Consider the following 19,996-nt stretch of genomic DNA (forward strand, 5'->3'; position numbering starts at 1 on the left):
ATAATTTTACCTTAAAAAATATCGCTGCCGATGATATAACCATTGGTACCGTTTATCTTTTTAACTGCATTATTATTAAATCGATATTTATTATAGACACCAATATTAGGAATATATCTTAAAGTATTACCTTCCCTCATATATATCTTATTGGTATAATTATCCTGTTTAAGATCATTATCAGGTGTTAAATCCGCCCCGCGCTCTACTGTTGACAAATTACTTGGACTCACAGTCGCGATTTCACCACTGGTAATATTAAACAATCCGTAAAGAGTCATAGGACTTTGAATATATCTAAGTTTGTTTTCAAACATAAAAAATATCTGGTTGGTAGCAGGATTTCTAACAAAATTACCATTCACGAGGTTTGCAGTATTGGTATAATCCAGTCTCACCTGATTATCAATTAAATATTGATCTATATAAGCTTTTAACTGAGCTTTCTTTACAGGATCTTTAATAAATTCATAAAGAGGGATCAAACCATTGCTTCCAAATTCTACCAACACTGCATTAGCTGGTGTTGAGCTGTTTTGCCAGCTTGAAATATTAATTTTAGGATTTGCCTGGTCAAGGTTTAGCTCTCCCACCAAACTCTTCGATGGATCTCCACCTCTGGTTTTAAAGGATAATTTTCTAGAAAAGTTTTTACTGGATTCTGAAGTATCGATGTCATTATCAACATTGGCATCAAAAATACTCTTTACCCCAACTTTAACTCCCACTCTGGCTGCTTTTTCACGGCTTTGATTGGTGGTTTCAGATTGAAACATAACATCTAACTTAGCTCCGGTATAAATATCAATGGCAACGTGGGTTCCATAATCGTTTACAATCTGCGCAGGGCTATTATTCTGTAAATCACTGGAAAACTCCGGTGTCAAATAATCAGATAATAAGACAGGAGTAGCATTAAATCTAAATCTTCTTTGCTTAATTAAAAGATTATAACTTCCATAAATGTACTTTGCATCAAATTTGTTGGTAGTAGTGTTGCTAACCGCAGAACTAAAAGTAACCGAAATAAGTTTTTTAAATAAAGAGAATCCAGCTGAAGCTCCTACTTTGGTAGAGACCATTTTTGAATAAGCTTCTGCATTTTCCCCATACTCTTCAAGGTATTCCTGAGAGAATACATTATCAGTGATCAATCTACCTGCCTGTTCGTTTTTAAATTTCTCAATATCAATCACCTGATATCCTGCAGCGTTAGAATTAGCATATTCCCCCGTGGCATTATAACCGTATCCTAAAACATCATAGATACCATCACCAGCGCTTTTAGCAAAATTTCTCCCTGAATTTTTTTTTGAGTTTTCATTTAGGTTAGGATTTTCCAGCTCATCAGTAGAGCAAGAAGCTGCAAACAGTAATATAATACTGGCAAACAAGAAACTTAGTTTTTTCATATTTTTATTTTAAGTCTGTAAACTTACTTCTTTGTACCCAAAGCCAAAATGACATAAATCATATATAAGGGAATTAATTAAAAAATATGCAATATTATACTGTACTAATAATTTCTCAATATCTTTAAATAAAAATCTACCATGAAAACCATTGAGGAAGTTCTGAAAAAACTGGATGAAATCATTATCTGGTGTAAAGAAAATCAAAGTCCGGCAGGATATTTTGCCTGTACCTACCGAATCATGACAGCCCAGGTTCTGAAAGGAATCCAGCAAAAAAAGTTTGAAGACAATCCTAGAATGACATTGCTCGACATTGCTTTTGCACAGAGATACCTTCAGGCATGGGAAAGCTACAGCAAAGGAAAAAGATGCACCAATTCATGGTACATTGCATTTGACGCCGCTAAAAACAAAAATCTTTTGATTTTGCAGCATATATTTTTGGGTATGAATGCTCACATCAATCTGGATCTGGGTATTTCTGCAGCGACGATAATGCCTTACCGGAAAATAAATCCTTTGAAAAAAGATTTTGAAAATATTAATAATGTCATTGCTTTTATTAATCAGAACGTGCAGGAGTCTTTAAACAAAATCTGTTATCCCGTAGACCTTATTGACCAACTCTCTAACGGAAAGGATAATGTGGTACTTGATTTTGCAATTTCCAAAGCACGAGACACCTCATGGGCAACAGCAGTCATTGCATGCAATACTCCAATTTTCTTAAGAGAATCTGTAACCGGTATTGTAGATTATGCAACAGCAAAAGTCGCTACACAAATTCTGAACCCAAAGATCCTCACTCCCACCCTTTTAAAAGAACTTAAAAAATGTGAAAGCAGTGATGTGGTGAAAAATATTGAGATTTTAGAGTCTACAAAAAATACTTAACAAAAAAGGCCGGGATCTTCCTCACGGATCCCGGCCTCATAATGAACAAAATAAAAGAAACTATATTGCTCCTTTATGCTTTTTACGATAAGCATAATGGAAAATAATAGGCAGTATTGTAAAGGACAGCAGCATACAGACAATCAATCCTCCAACAATCATAATGGCTAAAGGTTTCTGAATTTCTGAGCCCATTCCGTTTGACATCGCTGCGGGAAGAAGTCCCATAGATCCCATCAGGGCAATCATCACCACTGGGCGGATTCTACTCTTCACTCCTTCTGCAATGGATTCTTTGAGAGACATTCTGTTTTGGAGATTTTCTTTCATCACTCCAATCAGGACGATACCATCTATCGTTGCAACACCAAAAAGGATAATGAACCCGATTCCCGCTGAAATTCCAAAGATGGTTCCCGTAAACCAAAGGGATAAAAATCCTCCGATAAACGCAAATGCCAGTGTAATGGATGAAATCAGCGTATCTTTTATGTTTCCAAAGTTGAAGTACAACAGCATCAGAATAAGAACTAAAGAAATCGGTACTACCATTGCCAGCTGTTTTGCAGCTCTTTCTTTGCTTTCAAATTCTCCGGCCCAGGTCATTTTATGGTTTTTCGGAAGTTTTACTTCTTTGTCTACTTTTGCTTTTGCTTCTTTGATGGTACTTCCCAGGTCACGGCCTTCAATATTAAATCCAACTCCGATGTATCTGCTGTTTCCTTCACGGTAAATAAATGATGGTCCTGTATGATAATCAATCGTTGCAATTTCTTTCAACGGAACTTTTTTATTATCCTGAGTCGGGATGAGAATATTCCCCATCTTTTCAGGAGTATCTCTGTAATCTTTTTCAAATCTCAGCATGACATCAAACATTCTTTCTTCTTCATAAAATTTAGTGGCAGCCTGTCCGCCAATCGTCATTTCGATGACTGCCTGTGCATCTGCTGTGGAAACTCCATACTTGGCCATTTTAGAATCATGAAGCTGTATTCTCAATTCCGGCAATCCAATATTTTTAAAAACATTCACATCGGATATTCCCGGAACTGTTCTGATGGAATTGGCTACTTTATTGGCATAATTTTCAAGTTCGAAAAGATCATTCCCGAAAATTTTAATGACCAGCGGAGCTTTTACTCCTGCAACATATTCTTCCACATTATCCTGTATTGGCTGGCTGAATCCAAAGTTGATACCAGGATACTTTTCAAGAGAGACTCTCATTTCTTCAAGGAGTTCTTCTTTGGATATTTTTTTCTTCCATTCGTTTTCCGGCTTCAGCTGAATGTTGAATTCAATATTAAAAAATCCGGTGGGATCTGTTCCGTCATTGGGACGGCCTGTCTGGGTCATGACAAATTTCACTTCATCATATTTCATGAGAATCTCCTTCATCTCTTTGGTCAATCTTACAGACTCATCCAAGTTGACACTGTTGGGAAGAGTTGCTCTCACGTAGATGGCTCCTTCGTTCAGTTTTGGTAAAAATTCGGATCCGTAATTTGAAAATCTCCATCCACAAATGGCAAGTAAAGCAACAAAGCCAATCATGAATCCTTTTTTGTGACGGTCACTGAACTCATAGATTCTGTAGATATTAACTCTGAAAAATCTCGAGATAAAGTTTTCTTTCTCTTCAATATTTTTAGTCAGTAACAGTTTACACATTGCCGGAACGTAGGTTAAGCTTAAGATCAATGATCCTAACAACGCATATCCAAGCGTAAATGCTAACGGTGAGAACATTTTTCCTTCCACTTTCTGGAAAGAGAAAATCGGCATCAGGGCAACGATAAGAATCAACAGGGCGAAGAAAATATAACTTGCTACACTTCCGGCACTTTTCTTAATAATTCCCAGTTTTGAAATTTTGTTGAATCTTTTCAGCCCTATCTTCTTGGCTTTAAGTTCGAGGGCGACAAAGACATGTTCAACAATGACCAGCGTTCCTTCCAGAAGCAGTCCGAAATCCAGTGCTCCCATGGAAATCAGGTTTGCCGGAAGTCCCTGAATTTTCAACATAATAATTGCAAATAAGAAAGCCAAAGGAATTACCGATGCTACAATGAAAGTTGTTCTCCAGTTGTAGAGGAATATAAATACAATGATGGAAACCAGAATAACTCCTTCAATAAGGTTTTTGGAAACAGTATGAACAGTAGTATTTACCAATTCTGTACGGTCAATGATCGGAACAATCTGAACATCACCGGGAAGTTCTCCTCCGTTCAACTGCTCTATTCTATCTTTCAGTTTCGCAATCACTTCACTTGGATTTTCACCACGAAGCATGATGACAATTCCTTCTACAACATCATTTTCTTTGTTGTATCCTACCTGTCCTAATCTTGGTTTTGCCGAAATTTTTACTTCAGCAACATGCTTTACCAAAATAGGAGTAGAACCTTTTACCTCAATCTGAATATTCTCAATATCTTCTTTTTTCTCCAAAAGACCAATCCCCCGCACTACATAAGCCTGATCACCTTTTGCCACTACATCTCCTCCTACATTAATATTACTCTTCGAAACTGCTTCATACACATCCAGGGGGGAAAGGTCGTAATTGTGTAATTCCGTAGGATTAATTTTTATTTCATATGTTTTTTCTTCACCTCCAAAGCTTACCACATCAGCAACACCGGGAACCGCAAGTAATTCTCTTTCTACCACCCAATCCTGGATTGCCGTCACTTCTTTGATGGGAAGTTTACTCTTGATAATATACCGGTAAATTTCACCGGTAGCTCCGGACGGAGGTTCAATACTATATTCTGCTCCGCCAGGAAGTTCTACATTTCCTAGTTTATTGGAAGCATACTGCTGTGCATAAAAATCATTGACATGATCATCAAAAATAACAGTCACCACTGATAATCCAAATAGGGAAATAGACCGTACCGAAGTTTTATTCGGAATAGCATTCATTTCCTTGGAAATAGGTATGGTGACAAATTTTTCTATTTCTTCAGCACTTCTTCCAGGCCATTGGGTAATGACTCTTACTCTGGTATTGGTAACATCCGGAAATGCTTCAATGGGGGTATGTAAATAAGAATAGATTCCTCCGGCCAGCAATAGGAAAGTTCCCAGAAGAACAATCAATGAGTTTTTTAAAGAGAAGGAAACTATATTCTGTACAAATTTTCGCATTACTTCGTGGAGTTATTTAATTGGTTTTTCAGGTTTTCATAAATCAGCAATCCGTTGGAAGCAATCACATTTTCACCCGGTTTCAAATTTCCTTCTACATAAATATACTGACTGTTGGAAGCTATTTCCGTCACAGGTCTTATTTCCAGTTCACAGTCCTTTTTGTAAACCACTACATAACTTTGGTTGTTATCAAAAATCAAAGCTTTTGCAGGAATAGCCAATGCACTTTTGTTTTGTGAGTTAACGGGTAATACAACATCTGCAGACATTCCGGGTCTTAGCTTCATTCCATTATTATCCATAATGATCTTGGCTTTGAGAACCCTTTCATTTTCGTTGAAAACCTGGGAAATATTATTGATCTTTCCTGAAAAGCTGTCATCCGGATAGGCCAGTGTTTTTACCACTACGGGCTGATCTACATAAACATGTCTCATATTGGTTGCGTATACATTAGCCATGACCCAGACTTTATCCAGATTGGAAATCGTAAACAGCTGATCTCCACCAGCAGTAACAGGCATTCCTTTAGCAATATTCTTTGAAATAACATATCCGTCTGCCGGAGCTTTTATCTGAATGGTATTTCCTCCTGCTGAATACAGCTGCATATTTTTCTGTGTTTTGGAAATATTAGATTGCAAAATGGCAACTTCCGAACGGGCTTCCTGTAAATCTTTCTGTGAAGCAATATCATCTTTATACATGGCTTCTACAGAAGACAGCTTTCTTTTGGCTACTGCCAACTGTGCCTGTAAAGTTTGGGTATCATCCTGCATTTCATTCACAGCCGTACTTTTTACACTTGCCAGGGTTTGTCCCTTTTTCACATAATCGCCAAGAGAGAAATAGGTATCAATCACCACTCCGTCCACAAGACTTACAAAAGGAACCGTTTTATCTGAATTACTTTCCACCTCTCCGGTAAGGGTGATACTTTCTTCTATGGGAAGCATTTCTGCTTTAACCAGCTTAATATCTTTTTTAAGTTCTTTGCTGATGCAGTAAGCTTTATCGGCTTCTTTATTTTCTTCTTTTCCGGCGCAGCCTGTAAAGATCATGAGAGCAGACAGATAAGCTGCAGCAATGTATTGGGTAATATTTTTGTTCATATCTTATAAATCTTGTCCTACAACATACTGCAGGTTTTCGTAGTATTGATTAAGTTCTTTTTTAGTATCCAGAATGATCATTTTATTTCCGATGTAGGTATCCAGAAAATCCATGTATTCCAGCATGCTGATATTTCTTAGTCTGAAATTTTTCTCATGACTTACCAGCAAGCCATCAAGTGTAGATTCATAATTTTCATCAATTTCTTCTGAAACCTGTTGGGTACGGATATAGTTTCTGAAAACAGAGACAATTTCATTCTCAGACTTCAGCATGTTTTTACGGGTCTCAAGTTTACTTTTCTCAATTTCAAGCCTCGCTTCCTGAATATTTCCTTTATTGCGGTCGAAAATGGGAAGATCCATAGAGACACCTAATCCTATAAAATCTTTCATGATATTTCCTCCGCGGTCATAGCCAATAGAAACGGCGACATCGGGAGTTTTCATAGCATTTTGAATCTCCAGATTTTTAGCCGCATGCTTTTCTTTATTCCTTGAAATCATGATATCAGGACGGTTTTCTTTTGCTTTTTCCATCCATTGGGCAACCTCTAATTCGGAAAGTTGTTTTTCGGGCATCACAAATGAATCCGATATAACCAGATAAGACTGGGAAGGCAGCATCAATAAAGCTTTAAGCTCTACCTGCTGATCCTCGATTTCCTGTTTTAATGAAATCAGTTTCTTTTTAAATTCAATTTCCTGTGCTTTTAGGCGGACATATTCAGCTTTACTGATGTTGCCCAAATTCAGTTGATTGTTATAGGATTTTGTTAGTTTCTCAATGGAAGCAATCTGTCCCTGATAAATTTTCTGCTGTTCCTGATTGTAAAGAATTTCGGTAATGGTATTTCTAAGTGTTTTTTTAAGCTCACGTAAAACTTCCTGCAATTCGTACTTCTCGCCTTCCACTTCTATTTTCTGCAGCTCGATATTTTTTCGTCTTTTACCTGCTGTCTGAATCACCTGCTCTATCTCTGCAGAGATTTGGGTATTCTTTCCCCAATTTCCGATCAGCGCCGGCTGCTCTTCAATATCATACGTTCTCCATAGGTTTACTTCACTGATGCTCAATGTAGGATTAGGCCAGTATTTAGCCTGAACCGCTCTTGCTTCAGCTTGGGAAATTTCAAGCTTCTGTGCAATGAGGTCGAGGTTTTTAGCCAGAAAAATAGTTTCAGCCTCCTTTCTGCTGATTTTCATAGTATCTGAAATCTGCGCTGAAAAGAAACTGAAACAATGAATATAAAATAGGGTAAAAAATAGCTTCTTCAAGGGTCTTTTATTTATGACTACAAAGCTATTTGTCTAATATTAGAGGGAATTGTAAAGAAAATTAGAATTCGGTTAGTTCAACATTAGAGTTTGATTAGAACTTTTTTTATTCCTGGGAAGTGTGTTGAATTAATATGTTTTGGCTGAAGCCGAAGGATTTTGAATGCATTTTGTAAGTGGGTTAAAAACCGCTCCTATTGAATATTCAAATCTCTCACAGATTTCACGGATGACACAGATTTTTAAGATTTAAAATGAATCTAAAATTATCAATTTGCGAGATCTGGAAAATCTGTGGGAGAAAAAATCAAGAATGAGCTGGAAATTCAAGAAGAACACTGGTCCCAACATTTACAACGGAATCAATTTTCATTGCAATATGATGATGATCAAAAATACTTTTAGAAAGGGATAAACCAATTCCACTGCCTTTCACTGTGTCTACATTTTTTCCCCTGTAAAAAGTCTCAGCTATTTTCATAAGATCATCCGCTGGAATTCCCCTTCCTTCATCTCTTACTTCAATATACAACTGGCTGTTTTTCTCTGATAATACAATCACTACAGGTTTATCATAAGAATACTTGATCGCATTTTCAACAATATTATATAATGCCAAATATAGCAGAGTTTCATTTCCCGGAAATTCCAACAAAGCAGGTTTTGTTACCTGAAGCTGTATTTTAATGGATGAATTGTTTTCTTTTGCTTTCGGTTCTAATTTCTCATAGATTTTCCAGATCAGCTCATCCACTCTCATCAGTTTATGAGAAGATTCCAGTTTAGACATTCCGGACATCAGCAGAAGATTGTTTAAAATATTTTCAATCTCATAAACATGATCTAATGATTCTTTTGCCACTTCTCTATATTCTTCCGGAGTTCTATCCTTTTGGGCAAAGACTTCCAGGTTTCCGGAAATTGCTGCCAGCGGAGTTTTAAACTCATGAGAAACATAATTAATAAAATTCTGCTGTAAGAGAACATTTTCAGAAATCCTTCCCAACAGTTTATTGTAAGATTTTATAAGATCTTCAATTTCATCATTGGTATTGGTAGAAGTAATTGCCGTAGAAATATTATTGTAATCCACTTTATTAATACGTTCTACAACATTGGAAATAGGTTTATAAACCACCTTAGAAAGATACCTGCTCAGAAAGTAAATTGCCAGCAAACCCACTACCAGTACAGAAAGCATAATAATGGCAAGCCTCAATATCTGTGATTGAAAAGAATCGTTTGATGATTTTACAAAAACCACGAAATCACCTTGATTATCCGGATAAAAAATTCCATAGTAGAATTGATTATCAGACATAAACTGAATTCCTTTATTATTTCGGACAGCCTGCAGATGAGAAAGCTTTATATTTTTATCATTCACATTATGTCCAAAGGTAACTTCGTTATGCTGATTGTAAACCGCTACCCTGTTATTCTGAATCAGGTGATTATATTCTTTTTTGATCTGAGCATGACGGTCTTTTGGAAGCTCATCTTTTTCAAGGTAATAAATAGCAGAAATAAGAGCCGTATTTCTAAGCTTTTCAAAATAAAAAATCTTGGTACTGTCATAATAAGCAAAGAATATCACCGCAGATGTGATGATAGAAACAATGCCGAACGAAAGGCTTGAAATAAGGGTAAACCTGTTTCTGAGAGTCATTTTCAGTCTTTAATCAAATAGCCGGTTCCTTTCACCGTATGGATTATTTTCTGTTCTGTTTCGTCAATCTTATTACGCACGTAGGAAATATAAACGTCTACTACATTCGTTGTATTATCAAAATCAATTCCCCACACTTTATGTAAGATCTGGGTTCTGCTCAGCACTTTATTTTTATTCTCCATAAGGAAAGTGAAAAGCTTGTATTCTGTAGGAGAAAACTCAATTTCCTTATCATTCTGGGTAACCTTATGAAGGTCTGTATCAATGGTGATATTTCCACATGACAGATACTGGTCTTCTTTCTGATAGCTCAGTTTATTGCGTCTTGTTAAAGCTTTAATCCTTGAAATCAGTTCTTCAAAATGGAAAGGTTTAGATAAATAATCATCCGCACCCATATCCAGCATTTTGATCTTGTCATCCGGACTGTTCAATGCACTTAAAACTAAAATCGGAGTATAATTTCCTTTAAATCTGATAATCTGGGTAAGCTGCATCCCATCCAGTCCGGGAAGCATGATATCCATTAAAATAATATCGAAATCATAGGTATGAAGAAGTTCACGAGCCTTTTCCCCGGAATCTGCAAGCGTCGTATTATATCCAGCCTCGGAAAGGCCTTTTATCAGGAAATTGCTGATTCTTTGATCATCTTCTACCAACAAAATATTCATAAGTCTCTGAAATTTCCTATAAATATAGGTATTCTAATTAAGAAAGGAAGCCGGAGGCTGGAAGAGAGAAGTAATGAAGCTTTATCAAATAGTCTCAGGCATTTCATCCATCTTTTAAAATAGTAGAACAAACACCTATTATTGTCCATGCAGCTTCCAGCCTTTTTTCATAATTTTGGAAGATGGAGATGATATATTTAATTATTGGGTTGGTTGCCGGTGGTGTACTGGGCGCTGTTATATTATATTTTGCACTGAAATCATCAATGGTTTCAAGGAGTTCTTATGACGAGCTGAATACCTTATCTATTAAAAACCAGTCTGATCTTGAAAATTCCAATCTTAAGATTCAGGAACTTAATCAAAATATCAATAAAGAGAAGGAAGCCAATATCCTACAGCAGGACCATTTGGATGATTTGAAAAATGAATTTTCTAAAATTTCTGCCGAATATGCTTCTTTAAGCACTCAGTTTCAGGAATTAAAACAAACCAATCAAAGACAAGCTTCGCAGATAGAAACCCATATTCTTGAAAAGCAGTCTATTTTTGCAAAAAACTCCGAACTTTCAGCAAAAAATGAAGTTCTCCAAAAATCTCTTGACACTCAGAAAGAAGAAATTATCAAGATCCAGGAAGAATCAAAACTTCAGTTTGAAAACCTTGCGAACAAAATTTTAGAAGAAAAAACAGAGAAATTCACCACTTTAAATCAGAATAATTTAAAAAACATTCTGGAGCCTTTTCAGGAGAAAATTGCTGATTTAAAAAATAAAGTCAACGAGGCCTACGAAAAGGAAAATAAAGAACGATTCTCCCTCGCTGAAAAAGTGAAGGAACTGGCAGAACTGAACCAACAGATTTCTGATGATGCCAAAAAACTTACCCGCGCTCTGAAAGGAGAAAGCAAAACTCAGGGAAACTGGGGTGAGATGATCCTTGAAAGCATTCTTGAAAAATCCGGGCTGGTAAAAGGAAGAGAATATTTTCTGGAACATGAATTACGCGATGAAGACAATAACGCTTTATTCTCCGAATTCTCCGGAAAAAAAATGCGCCCCGATGCAGTGATAAAATATCCGGATGAAAGAAATGTCATCATTGATTCCAAAGTATCCCTGACTGCCTTTACAGATTTGGTAGACGAAACCGATCCGGACGTGTATGCCATAAAGCTGAGCCAGCATCTTGGATCTATCAAAAAACACATTTCACAGCTAAGTCAAAAAGCTTATGACGACTACGACAAGTCTATGGATTTCGTCATGATGTTTATTCCTAGTGAACCAGCCTATATTGCAGCCATGCAGGCTGATCATAATCTATGGAACTATGCTTATGAAAAAAGAATACTTCTGCTTAATCCAAGCAATCTGATCACTTCTCTTAAACTGATCGCTGATCTTTGGAAACGTGAATATCAGAATAGAAATTCTATAGAAATTGCTGATCGCGGAGCAAGACTGTATGACAAATTTGTAGGTTTTGTGGAAAACCTGGAAAAAGTAGGGCGAAATCTGGATCAGGCAAAGAATGTATATAATGATGCCTACAAACAACTTCACACCGGAAATGACAATCTCATTACCCAAACTCAAAAGCTGAAGTCATTAGGAATTAAAAACAAAAAAGAACTGCCTCAAAGTCTTATCGATAATAGTAATCTTATTGAACCGTCAGACAGCTAATCCTCATAAAGAAGTCGCTTACCACAGAAAGTTCAGATTTAAGTTTTGTGTAAAAAGAAAAATAAATTTCATTTGAAGTTAAATGGAAAAGCCTTTTTATGAAAACCAGGGAAGTTCAATCATAAATTTTGCATAATTTTGCGGAATGTTGATAGAAAGTTTTCAAAACGATAAAATAAAAAATGTCACTAAGCTCCTTACTGACAACAGATTTCGTAAAAAATCAAAAGTTTTTGTAGTAGAAGGCCAACAGGAAAATGAAAGAGCCATGCAGTATGATTTTGAACCGATGGAGTTCTTTATCTGTGAAAATATTTTTAAAGGAACCCTTCCCGGTGGAAAAATTCATTATGTAAGTGAAAAAGTATATGAAAAAATAGCGTACAGAGGAAGTTCTGAAGGGATTATCGGGATCTACCACGCCAAAGAAACGCCACTTTCTTCATTTATTCCTAAAGAAAATTCTACAGTAATTATTGTGGAAGGAGTGGAAAAACCAGGAAATCTTGGTGCTATTTTAAGAAGCTGTGAAGCATTTGGAGTAGATGCATTGATTGTTGCTGATGGGAAAACCGATTTCTACAACCCTAATGTAATCAGATCCAGTGTAGGATGTCTTTTTGGAATGGAAGTATATCAGGCTGAAAATGAAGAAACATTGGAATTCCTGCAAAAGAATAGTTTCAATATCTACACTACACTCATGGATGAAAGTGCTGAAGACCTTTATAAAAGAGATTTCAGACAACGTTCGGCGGTATTATTCGGTACAGAACATTCGGGATTAAGTGATTTCTGGATTGGAAAAGGAAAAAACACGCTGATTCCTATGGCCGGAAGTATTGATTCTCTTAACCTGAGCAATGCAGTAGCGATTACCTGCTATGAATCTTTGAAACAGAAGAAAGGATAAATCCTATATAACTTTTTATAAAATGAGATTGCTTCGCCTTTGGCTCGCAATGACTAAGCACAAAAAAACCGTTTCACTGGGTGAAACGGTTCTTTTATTGTTAAGCGTATGCTAGAATTATTTCTTAGCAGCATCTTTAGCAGCATCAGCAGCTCCTTTAGCAGCATCAGCAGCTCCTTTAGCAGCGTCAGCAGCACCTTTAGCAGCATCTTTAGCAACTTCAGCACCAGCAGCAGTAGTAGCAGCAGCAGCATCTTTAGTAGCTTCTACAGCAGTAGTTGCAGCAGAATCAACAACTTTAGCAGCTGAATCAGAAACTACAGCAGCAGAATCAGCTACAGTAGCAGCAGCAGAATCAGTTGTACCTTCAGTAGCAGTAGCTTCAGTTTTTTTACAAGCAACTAGAGAGATTGCAGCGATAGCAGCTACGAATAATGACTTTTTCATAATAAATTAAATTTAATTTTGTTAATATTGTTTTATAAAATTTTCTTCTGTTCTGTTATTTGAACAAGACAAAGGTAGAGCAGTTAGAAAATTTGTCTATGAAAAATAATTGTAATACCTTTGTAAAATAGTTTTACAAAAAAACATAGCTGATAATCAACAATTTAATTACTTTTTGAAAAATTGACAGATTTAGATCTATTACACTTTGAACAGCTAAAAAAGGAAGTTCAGGGTCAATACTTAAAAGAATATACCCCTTCACAGGATGATATCTCCAAGTGGAAGGGTATAGATATTATATATTTCCAGGAAGACCTGCGGAAAAAAGCAAAAGGTAACATCAGTGAAAAGTCATTTTACACCTATTTTAAAACTTCACCTGTTACTAAATTGCCAAGAATAGATATGCTCAATTTATTGAGTATTTATACAGGTTATGACTCGTGGTATGAATTCAAAAAACAACATCTTTTTGCCGGTGAATTATTACTGGAAAATGAAAATCTGGAGGAAGAAGAAATCAATGAACTAGAAAAAACAGTTTCTTCGGCACCTGAACTTCCAAAAACAGAAATTCAGCCTAAAAAACCCGAAATAAACACCCCACAAAACACTGATTTACAAAAATCAAATACTGATAATCAAAACGTTACAAAAAACAACACAACAACTAATGAAATTGAAATTTCATCGGTTCCGCTTAAGAAAAATTTCTTCAAAAAGAATGCCTGGGCACTTGTTACTTCCGTTTTGATTACCATTACCGGTCTTTTAGGATTTAAGGATGTACTTTTTTCAAAAACTTACAAATATTGTTTCATTGATAAAGACAGAGGAGTTTCCGTTATCAATACATTGGAAATAATGGTGGTGAAAGAAAATGAGTCTCCGTTGATGTATAAAATAAAGCCGGGCGAGTGTTTTTATTATTCTACGAAGGATAAAAATCTAAAAATGCGAATCAGCGCTCCTTTCTACGAGCCTCAGGAGGTAAATCGAAATCTTGAAAATGCTCCGGAAGAAGAAAAAATCGAGCTAAAACCGGATGATTATAAGATGGCCGTTTATTATTTCTCTATAAAAGACATTAAAGGAGGAAATCCTGATGAACAGGTTGCTCTTATTAAGCAGAAAAGAAATCAGCTGGAAAACCTGATCAGTAATAATGCTGTAATCTACCAGGTTTATGACAATGATACGTATGGTATAGAAAGCCTGAATAAGCAGAAATATATAACACTGGTAACCACGCCTACCACTTCTCTGAAAAACCTGAATGTAATAGAAATGAAAAAGGATAACAAAGGTAAGATTGTATCCATCAAATTTAAAATTGCTACCACAGATGAAAAGAATAAGTAATTTTTTAATTTTCACCGTGCTTCTGACATTATTTATTGCCTGTAATAATAAAACCTCAGAGGTAAGCGACCTCGATAAACTACGAAACAGCAACAATGAAAAAAGCTATCCTGCGGTACAAATGGATAGCATGCAGGCAATCAATTCCATTACTAAACAAAAAGTTCAGGAACTCCTGGATCTGTCTACCCTATACCTTAGCGGAAACAGAAATACAGAAATAGATACGGTTATTTACTCACAGATGGAAAGTTATTTCCATAAACCGGATTCTCTGACTTTTAAAAGATTATTGAAGGAACTGGACAGCCTGAAAGCAAAATCAGCAAAGGTCAGCAGCCTGAATGTGTATAAAGAATTCTATAAAAAGGACACCTTAGACTACGCCAAGTTCAATGTGGAGTACTTTGACAATAAAAACAAGTCTTTGGGAAGCTTTGAAAAGAACGCACAATACATCCTGCTTTCAACGTCCAAGCTTAAAAAAGAATTTAAGTTTTACTTTTTAGATTTTTATTCCAAACCGCTTAAGAATGACAGTACTTTAGTAGGAGTAACCAAATAGTCCAGGGGAATATCATTTTCCCAGACATCATCCACATATTCATCGGGGTCAAAATAATTGACTCCGATTTTTTTGGTCTCAGCGGACACATTTTGAAACAATCCATCATAAAACCCTTTGCCATATCCTACCCTATTTCCTTTTTTGTCACAATACAACAAAGGTGTAATCACATAATCAAATGCATTCTCACCGGAATCTTCATTGGAAACAGGCTCAGAAATCCCCCAACTATTGGTCTCAAAGACCGTTTCTTCAAAAACTTCTATAGTAATAAGCTGATCACCTACAATTTTAGGCACATAAACACGGATATTATGAGCCAGAAAATAGTGTATGAAGATTTGGGTATCAATTTCCTTTCTTACCGGAATTGGAACAAAAACATGTACTTTTTCCGATTCTTTTGGATTGAAATAATGAATGAAATTTTCAAAAATATTCTCTGATAACAAGAAAGCCTCATCAGGAGACAAGGCTTTTCTTTTTTGAGTGTATTTTTTTCTAAGCTCAGCTTTTAGCATAATTATTAAGTTATTTGAACTGAAATAATTTGTACCTGACAAGCTTTTGCAGCTTTATCGCTTATTCCGGATTATGCGTTTTGCACAATTCTGTACAGTTTATCAGATAAACGAACTCTAAATGGAAGCTCGAAGGTAATCTGATCTCCAATTTTTGCTGTTTCACAAGGACCTCCGTTCGCATAGATTTCAGTAATAGTAACTTCCTGCTCCCCAGTGGTAGGACCTGAAATTAATACTTTATCTCCAACTGACAAGTCTTTATGTTCAATTAAGAACTGTGCAATTTTTGATTTTGAGAAGTAATGTTCAGCCTTCCCGATCAATTCTTTTTTAACAGCAATCTTTTGACGGATATTTTTTGTTTCAGCTTTCGCTAAAGGTTTATCAGTTAAATCCCCTGAATTTTTGAATTTCAAGGCATCAGATTTTCCTTTTCTGAATACTTTATTCCCAACCTGCAGTCCTTTTCTTAATTTTAGCTGCTCGTCCCAAGGTAAATGTACCGTATCCAGACATTCTGTGGAACAGCAGTTTTCCATGGCTGCTTTACAGTCATCACACTGGATAAACAATAGATGACAAGCATCATTCGCACAGTTGGTATGATTATCACAAGGTTTTCCACACTGGTGGCACTGGGCAATGATATCATCAGTAATCCTTTCTCCCAAACGGTGGTCAAATACAAAGTTTTTACCGATAAACTTACTTTCTATTCCTTCTTCTTTGATCTGGCGGGTATATTCAATAATTCCGCCTTCTAATTGATAAACATTTTTAAACCCTTGATGTTTGAAGTAAGCACTGGCTTTTTCACAACGGATTCCTCCGGTACAGTACATCAACAGGTTTTTATCTTCTTTAAAATCCTGTAACTGCTCATTAATAATTGGTAAACTTTCTCTGAAGTTTTCCACATCCGGAGTAATAGCTCCTTCAAAATGTCCTACTTCACTTTCGTAGTGATTTCTGAAGTCTACTACGATAGTATTTGGATCTTCAAGGAGATTGTTGAATTCCTGAGCTTTTAAGTGAATTCCTTTGTTGGTAACATCAAAAGTCTCGTCATTCAAACCGTCAGCAACAATTTTGTTTCTGACTTTTATGGTTAATTTTAAAAAAGAGTAATTGTCCTGGTCTACCGCTACGTTCAAACGGATTCCTTTCATGAAGTCATACACTTCCAGCGTATCTCGAAAAGCCTCAAACTGGTCTGCAGGAACACTCATCTGAGCATTGATTCCTTCTGTTGCAACATAAATACGGCCAAGGGCGTCAAGGGCATTCCAGGCTATAAATAATTCGTCGCGAAATTTTTTGGGGTCTTCGATTTTGGCATACGCATAGAAAGACAAAGTAAGACGGTCTTTACCGGCTTCATCAATAAGTTGAGCTCTTTCTTCTGCGCTTAAGGTGTTATACAGTTGCATGCTATAAACATTTTAAGTGAGAATAAAATTTTTGCAAAGATAAGAATTTTAGAATTAAGTATATTGATGACAGAAATCACGAGTTGTGAACAATCCGTGATCAGAAGTAAACAATGCGTAATAAAAGAGTAAAAAATCCAGCATATTTTAACCAACATTCTGTCATATTTTCTTTAATTTTTTTTTAAGTTTTGTTAACTCTGGCATTAACAATTATGACATAAGACACAAATTGATATAATAGCCGTTAAATTTTAGTTAAAATTGAAACATAGCATACTAATTGCTTACTTATTTAACATTAAATTTGTTTACTCAAAAACATAAAAAAGAAATTAATTAATAAACAAGAAAGATATACAATGAAGAGTACTTTAAAAAAACTATTACCATTTGCAGTAGTTGGAGTCATTTCCGGAGCTACTACCGTTGGAGGTTTACATTATTTCGGACACAACTCCAATAATGGAGATCAATCTTATTTTACAACCGCTGCACCTAATACTTCATTCGCAGGAATGAATACAGGAGCTGTAGGTGATGATTTTGTAAAAGCAGCGAAAACAACCGTTCCCGCTGTAGTTACCATTAAGAATTACCAAAGCAGAACAGCAAGCAGGGCTTCAGAACAGGACTTGTTCGACTTTTTCTTTGGAGATCCTTTCGGAGGAAGAGGCCAGCAAAGACAGAAGCAACAGCAGACTCCTGAAAATATGCCATCAGGAATGGGTTCCGGTGTAATTATCTCTCCAGACGGTTATATCATTTCCAATAACCACGTTGTAGCAGGTGCTAATAAGCTGGAAGTAGTGTTGAGCAACAAGAAATCATATATTGCAACATTGGTGGGAACAGACCCTAATACGGATATCTCTTTATTAAAGATTGAAGAAAAAGGTCTTCCTTATTTAAATTTTGCAAACTCAGACAATATTGATGTAGGACAATGGGTACTGGCAGTAGGAAATCCATTGGGATTAAATTCTACCGTAACCGCTGGTATTGTTTCTGCTAAAGGAAGAGGTATCGGAATTCTGGGAAGCCAGGGAAAAGCAACGAATCCTATTGAAAGTTTCATTCAAACCGATGCAGCCATTAATCCGGGTAACTCAGGAGGAGCTTTGGTGAATACGAATGGGGAACTTATCGGGATCAACTCAGCGATTCAGTCTACTACAGGATATTACCAGGGATACGGATTTGCTGTTCCTGCCAATCTGGCAAGAAAAATTGTTGAGGATATCAAGAAATTCGGAATTGTACAGAGAGGATTCCTTGGAGTTCAGTCTTTAGATCTTTCAAATGATCAATTGGTAACTTCATACAACAAACAGTTTAAAACAACTCTAAAAGTAGGTTCAGGAATCTATATTACAGGATTTGGTGAAAACAGTGGTGCTGAAGATGCAGGATTGAAAAAAGGAGATATAATCACCAAAGTAGACAACTACGACATCACAGATTTTGCTGATCTTTCAATGTCCATCGGAAGCAAGCGTCCTGGAGATAAAGTACAGGTGACTTATGTAAGAAATGGTAAAGAAGGAACTACTTCTGTAACACTTAGAGACCAGAAAGGAGGAACTTCTACCAGAACGAAAGCCGACCTAAGTGTGACTGAAAAAATCGGAGCTGAATTTGATCCTCTTACAGAGCGTTTCAAAACAGAATATGGACTGAACAGTGGTGTTGTAGCGAAAAATGTATCTGAAGGCAGCGAAATGGCTAAAATCGGGATCGTTGACAACTACATCATCATTGAAGTAAATGGCAAACCAGTAAATTCACAAAAAGATGTAGAAAAGACTCTGGAGAAATATCAGGGGAATGTACAGGTAAAATTTGTGGATGACTACGGAAGAATTTATACGAAAGGATTTAAAATGCCTTAATCAGAAAACAAATTGGTTTTCATATCAACAAAAAAACGCTGCAGAAATCTGCAGCGTTTTTTTATATTTTATTTAGGCTTATTCATTTTTTCAGAAATTATTTTCTTCCTGTTCCGCTCATAAATCACTTCTACAATCTTACCTCCAATCCAGGAAAACGGAAAAAATGTAAGGAAAATAGAGATCTTATAAAATGTGGGATGATAAGGAAAAATAATAACATCCAGCATTGCGATAAAGAGCATAATGAATCCGATCAGAATAGCATAGGCTACTTTAGCATATTTTACAATAATAGCTGTTGCGACTCCTCCAATTGTAGTTCCCAGACCGGAAATAAACAACAGGAAGCCGAAAAATGCCTTGTCATCTTTCATGCTGAAAAGAAACCTTTGCCAGTGCTCAAACGGAGCAAAAGCCTCAAAAGTTACCCATTGCGGAAACACCCTTATACCAAGAGTAATAATAAGTCCGGCAATACCAAGACCTACCAGAACCGCAATTGTATTTCTTATAAAATTCATTAATCCTGATGTGCAATCATAGAAATTTCGATATCCACATTTTTAGGCAGGCAAGAAACCTGTACGGTTTCACGGGCCGGGTAGCTTTCTGAATCTAAGTAAGAAGCATAGATATCATTCATTACAGCAAAATCATCCATACTCTTAAGGAAGATGGTAGCTTTTACAACATTTTTAAAAGTCATACCTGCTTCAGTAAGGATCGCTTCAAGGTTTTTCATTACCTGGTGCGTTTCCTTTTCAATTCCTTCTACCAATTTACCAGTTGCAGGATCTACAGGAATCTGTCCGGAGATATATAAAACTCCATTTGCCATATTAGCTTGTGAATAAGGTCCGATAGCTGCAGGTGCATTAACTGTGTTGATTATTTGTTTCATATGTGGATATTATTTTTTCTAAAGTTATAGGCAGTCACATCTACAGTATTCATTAAAA

General features: G+C 36.2%; 17 protein-coding genes. 6 read left to right on the plus strand and 11 right to left on the minus strand.

Annotated elements, in window-relative coordinates:
• Positions 1-11: 11 nt before the first annotated feature.
• Positions 12-1,412, minus strand: coding sequence for an MAC/perforin domain-containing protein (locus ODR02_RS03915; protein ID WP_309511661.1), 1,401 nt, complete (start codon positions 1,410-1,412; stop codon positions 12-14).
• Between the two features lie 141 nt (positions 1,413-1,553).
• On the opposite strand from ODR02_RS03915, the gene ODR02_RS03920 reads away from it, so the two are divergent.
• Complete coding sequence (locus ODR02_RS03920; RefSeq protein WP_309511662.1) at positions 1,554-2,309, plus strand: DUF5995 family protein; 756 nt, start codon at positions 1,554-1,556, stop codon at positions 2,307-2,309.
• 60 nt (positions 2,310-2,369) lie between these two features.
• On the opposite strand, the gene ODR02_RS03925 is transcribed toward ODR02_RS03920, so the two are convergent.
• The 5 genes from ODR02_RS03925 to ODR02_RS03945 all read right to left on the minus strand — a co-directional run bounded on the left by ODR02_RS03925 (position 2,370) and on the right by ODR02_RS03945 (position 10,207).
• Positions 2,370-5,468: an efflux RND transporter permease subunit gene (locus ODR02_RS03925; RefSeq protein ID WP_309511663.1), complete on the minus strand. Its 3,099-nt coding sequence runs from the start codon at positions 5,466-5,468 to the stop codon at positions 2,370-2,372.
• Positions 5,468-6,583, minus strand: coding sequence for an efflux RND transporter periplasmic adaptor subunit (locus ODR02_RS03930; RefSeq protein ID WP_209786181.1), 1,116 nt, complete (start codon positions 6,581-6,583; stop codon positions 5,468-5,470). The genes ODR02_RS03925 and ODR02_RS03930 overlap by 1 nt, the downstream gene beginning before the upstream one ends.
• A gap of 3 nt (positions 6,584-6,586) precedes the next feature.
• Positions 6,587-7,861: a TolC family protein gene (locus tag ODR02_RS03935; protein WP_245169790.1), complete on the minus strand. Its 1,275-nt coding sequence runs from the start codon at positions 7,859-7,861 to the stop codon at positions 6,587-6,589.
• A gap of 307 nt (positions 7,862-8,168) precedes the next feature.
• Complete coding sequence (locus tag ODR02_RS03940) at positions 8,169-9,530, minus strand: sensor histidine kinase (RefSeq protein ID WP_209786182.1); 1,362 nt, start codon at positions 9,528-9,530, stop codon at positions 8,169-8,171.
• A gap of 2 nt (positions 9,531-9,532) precedes the next feature.
• Entirely contained in the window at positions 9,533-10,207 is a 675-nt protein-coding gene (locus tag ODR02_RS03945; RefSeq protein WP_209786183.1) for a response regulator transcription factor, read from the minus strand.
• 182 nt (positions 10,208-10,389) lie between these two features.
• Here ODR02_RS03945 and rmuC point away from each other — a divergent pair, with 182 nt between their 5' ends.
• Positions 10,390-11,895: a DNA recombination protein RmuC gene (gene rmuC / locus ODR02_RS03950; RefSeq protein ID WP_209786184.1), complete on the plus strand. Its 1,506-nt coding sequence runs from the start codon at positions 10,390-10,392 to the stop codon at positions 11,893-11,895.
• A gap of 145 nt (positions 11,896-12,040) precedes the next feature.
• Positions 12,041-12,808 (plus strand): TrmH family RNA methyltransferase, encoded by a 768-nt coding sequence (locus ODR02_RS03955; protein ID WP_309511664.1) that lies wholly within the window; start codon positions 12,041-12,043, stop codon positions 12,806-12,808.
• Positions 12,809-12,925: 117 nt separating this feature from the next.
• Here ODR02_RS03955 and ODR02_RS03960 read toward each other — a convergent pair whose 3' ends face one another.
• Positions 12,926-13,255, minus strand: coding sequence for a hypothetical protein (locus ODR02_RS03960; RefSeq protein WP_034694620.1), 330 nt, complete (start codon positions 13,253-13,255; stop codon positions 12,926-12,928).
• Between the two features lie 183 nt (positions 13,256-13,438).
• Between ODR02_RS03960 and ODR02_RS03965 the strand changes: the two genes are divergently transcribed.
• Positions 13,439-14,620 (plus strand): hypothetical protein, encoded by a 1,182-nt coding sequence (locus tag ODR02_RS03965; RefSeq protein WP_309511665.1) that lies wholly within the window; start codon positions 13,439-13,441, stop codon positions 14,618-14,620.
• Positions 14,604-15,185 carry a hypothetical protein gene (locus ODR02_RS03970; protein ID WP_309511666.1) on the plus strand — a complete coding sequence of 194 codons (582 nt, stop codon included), beginning with the start codon at positions 14,604-14,606 and terminating at the stop codon, positions 15,183-15,185. The genes ODR02_RS03965 and ODR02_RS03970 overlap by 17 nt, the downstream gene beginning before the upstream one ends.
• Here the strand turns inward: ODR02_RS03970 and ODR02_RS03975 are convergent.
• Complete coding sequence (locus ODR02_RS03975; protein WP_309511667.1) at positions 15,134-15,709, minus strand: 5-formyltetrahydrofolate cyclo-ligase; 576 nt, start codon at positions 15,707-15,709, stop codon at positions 15,134-15,136. The two genes, ODR02_RS03970 and ODR02_RS03975, sit on opposite strands and share 52 nt — an antisense overlap.
• 71 nt (positions 15,710-15,780) lie before the next feature.
• Complete coding sequence (gene trhO / locus ODR02_RS03980) at positions 15,781-17,142, minus strand: oxygen-dependent tRNA uridine(34) hydroxylase TrhO (protein ID WP_209786188.1); 1,362 nt, start codon at positions 17,140-17,142, stop codon at positions 15,781-15,783.
• 362 nt (positions 17,143-17,504) lie between these two features.
• Between trhO and ODR02_RS03985 the strand changes: the two genes are divergently transcribed.
• Positions 17,505-19,034, plus strand: a complete 1,530-nt coding sequence (locus ODR02_RS03985) for a trypsin-like peptidase domain-containing protein (RefSeq protein WP_309511668.1) — start codon at positions 17,505-17,507, stop codon at positions 19,032-19,034.
• A 68-nt stretch (positions 19,035-19,102) separates the two neighbouring features.
• On the opposite strand, the gene ODR02_RS03990 is transcribed toward ODR02_RS03985, so the two are convergent.
• Together ODR02_RS03990 and ODR02_RS03995 are read right to left on the minus strand one after the other, a co-directional pair.
• On the minus strand, positions 19,103-19,558 hold the full coding sequence (locus ODR02_RS03990) for a hypothetical protein (RefSeq protein ID WP_209786190.1): 456 nt from the start codon (positions 19,556-19,558) through the stop codon (positions 19,103-19,105).
• Positions 19,558-19,938 carry a RidA family protein gene (locus ODR02_RS03995; protein WP_034694591.1) on the minus strand — a complete coding sequence of 127 codons (381 nt, stop codon included), beginning with the start codon at positions 19,936-19,938 and terminating at the stop codon, positions 19,558-19,560. Before ODR02_RS03995 ends, ODR02_RS03990 begins: the two co-directional genes overlap by 1 nt.
• Positions 19,939-19,996: the final 58 nt, after the last annotated feature.

This window comes from Chryseobacterium sp. CFS2 (assembly GCF_036543225.1).
Taxonomy (GTDB): Bacteria; Bacteroidota; Bacteroidia; order Flavobacteriales; family Weeksellaceae; genus Chryseobacterium; species Chryseobacterium culicis_A.

Coding starts and splice junctions, on each gene's coding strand:
- ODR02_RS03925 (WP_309511663.1), bottom strand. CDS start 5,468: ATGCGAAAATTTGTACAGAATATAGTTTCCTTCTCTTTAAAAAACTCA.
- trhO (WP_209786188.1), bottom strand. CDS start 17,142: ATGCAACTGTATAACACCTTAAGCGCAGAAGAAAGAGCTCAACTTATT.
- ODR02_RS03955 (WP_309511664.1), top strand. CDS start 12,041: ATGTTGATAGAAAGTTTTCAAAACGATAAAATAAAAAATGTCACTAAG.
- ODR02_RS03995 (WP_034694591.1), bottom strand. CDS start 19,938: ATGAAACAAATAATCAACACAGTTAATGCACCTGCAGCTATCGGACCT.
- rmuC (WP_209786184.1), top strand. CDS start 10,390: ATGGAGATGATATATTTAATTATTGGGTTGGTTGCCGGTGGTGTACTG.
- ODR02_RS03985 (WP_309511668.1), top strand. CDS start 17,505: ATGAAGAGTACTTTAAAAAAACTATTACCATTTGCAGTAGTTGGAGTC.
- ODR02_RS03970 (WP_309511666.1), top strand. CDS start 14,604: ATGAAAAGAATAAGTAATTTTTTAATTTTCACCGTGCTTCTGACATTA.
- ODR02_RS03930 (WP_209786181.1), bottom strand. CDS start 6,583: ATGAACAAAAATATTACCCAATACATTGCTGCAGCTTATCTGTCTGCT.
- ODR02_RS03940 (WP_209786182.1), bottom strand. CDS start 9,530: ATGACTCTCAGAAACAGGTTTACCCTTATTTCAAGCCTTTCGTTCGGC.
- ODR02_RS03945 (WP_209786183.1), bottom strand. CDS start 10,207: ATGAATATTTTGTTGGTAGAAGATGATCAAAGAATCAGCAATTTCCTG.
- ODR02_RS03915 (WP_309511661.1), bottom strand. CDS start 1,412: ATGAAAAAACTAAGTTTCTTGTTTGCCAGTATTATATTACTGTTTGCA.
- ODR02_RS03975 (WP_309511667.1), bottom strand. CDS start 15,709: ATGCTAAAAGCTGAGCTTAGAAAAAAATACACTCAAAAAAGAAAAGCC.
- ODR02_RS03960 (WP_034694620.1), bottom strand. CDS start 13,255: ATGAAAAAGTCATTATTCGTAGCTGCTATCGCTGCAATCTCTCTAGTT.
- ODR02_RS03920 (WP_309511662.1), top strand. CDS start 1,554: ATGAAAACCATTGAGGAAGTTCTGAAAAAACTGGATGAAATCATTATC.
- ODR02_RS03990 (WP_209786190.1), bottom strand. CDS start 19,558: ATGAATTTTATAAGAAATACAATTGCGGTTCTGGTAGGTCTTGGTATT.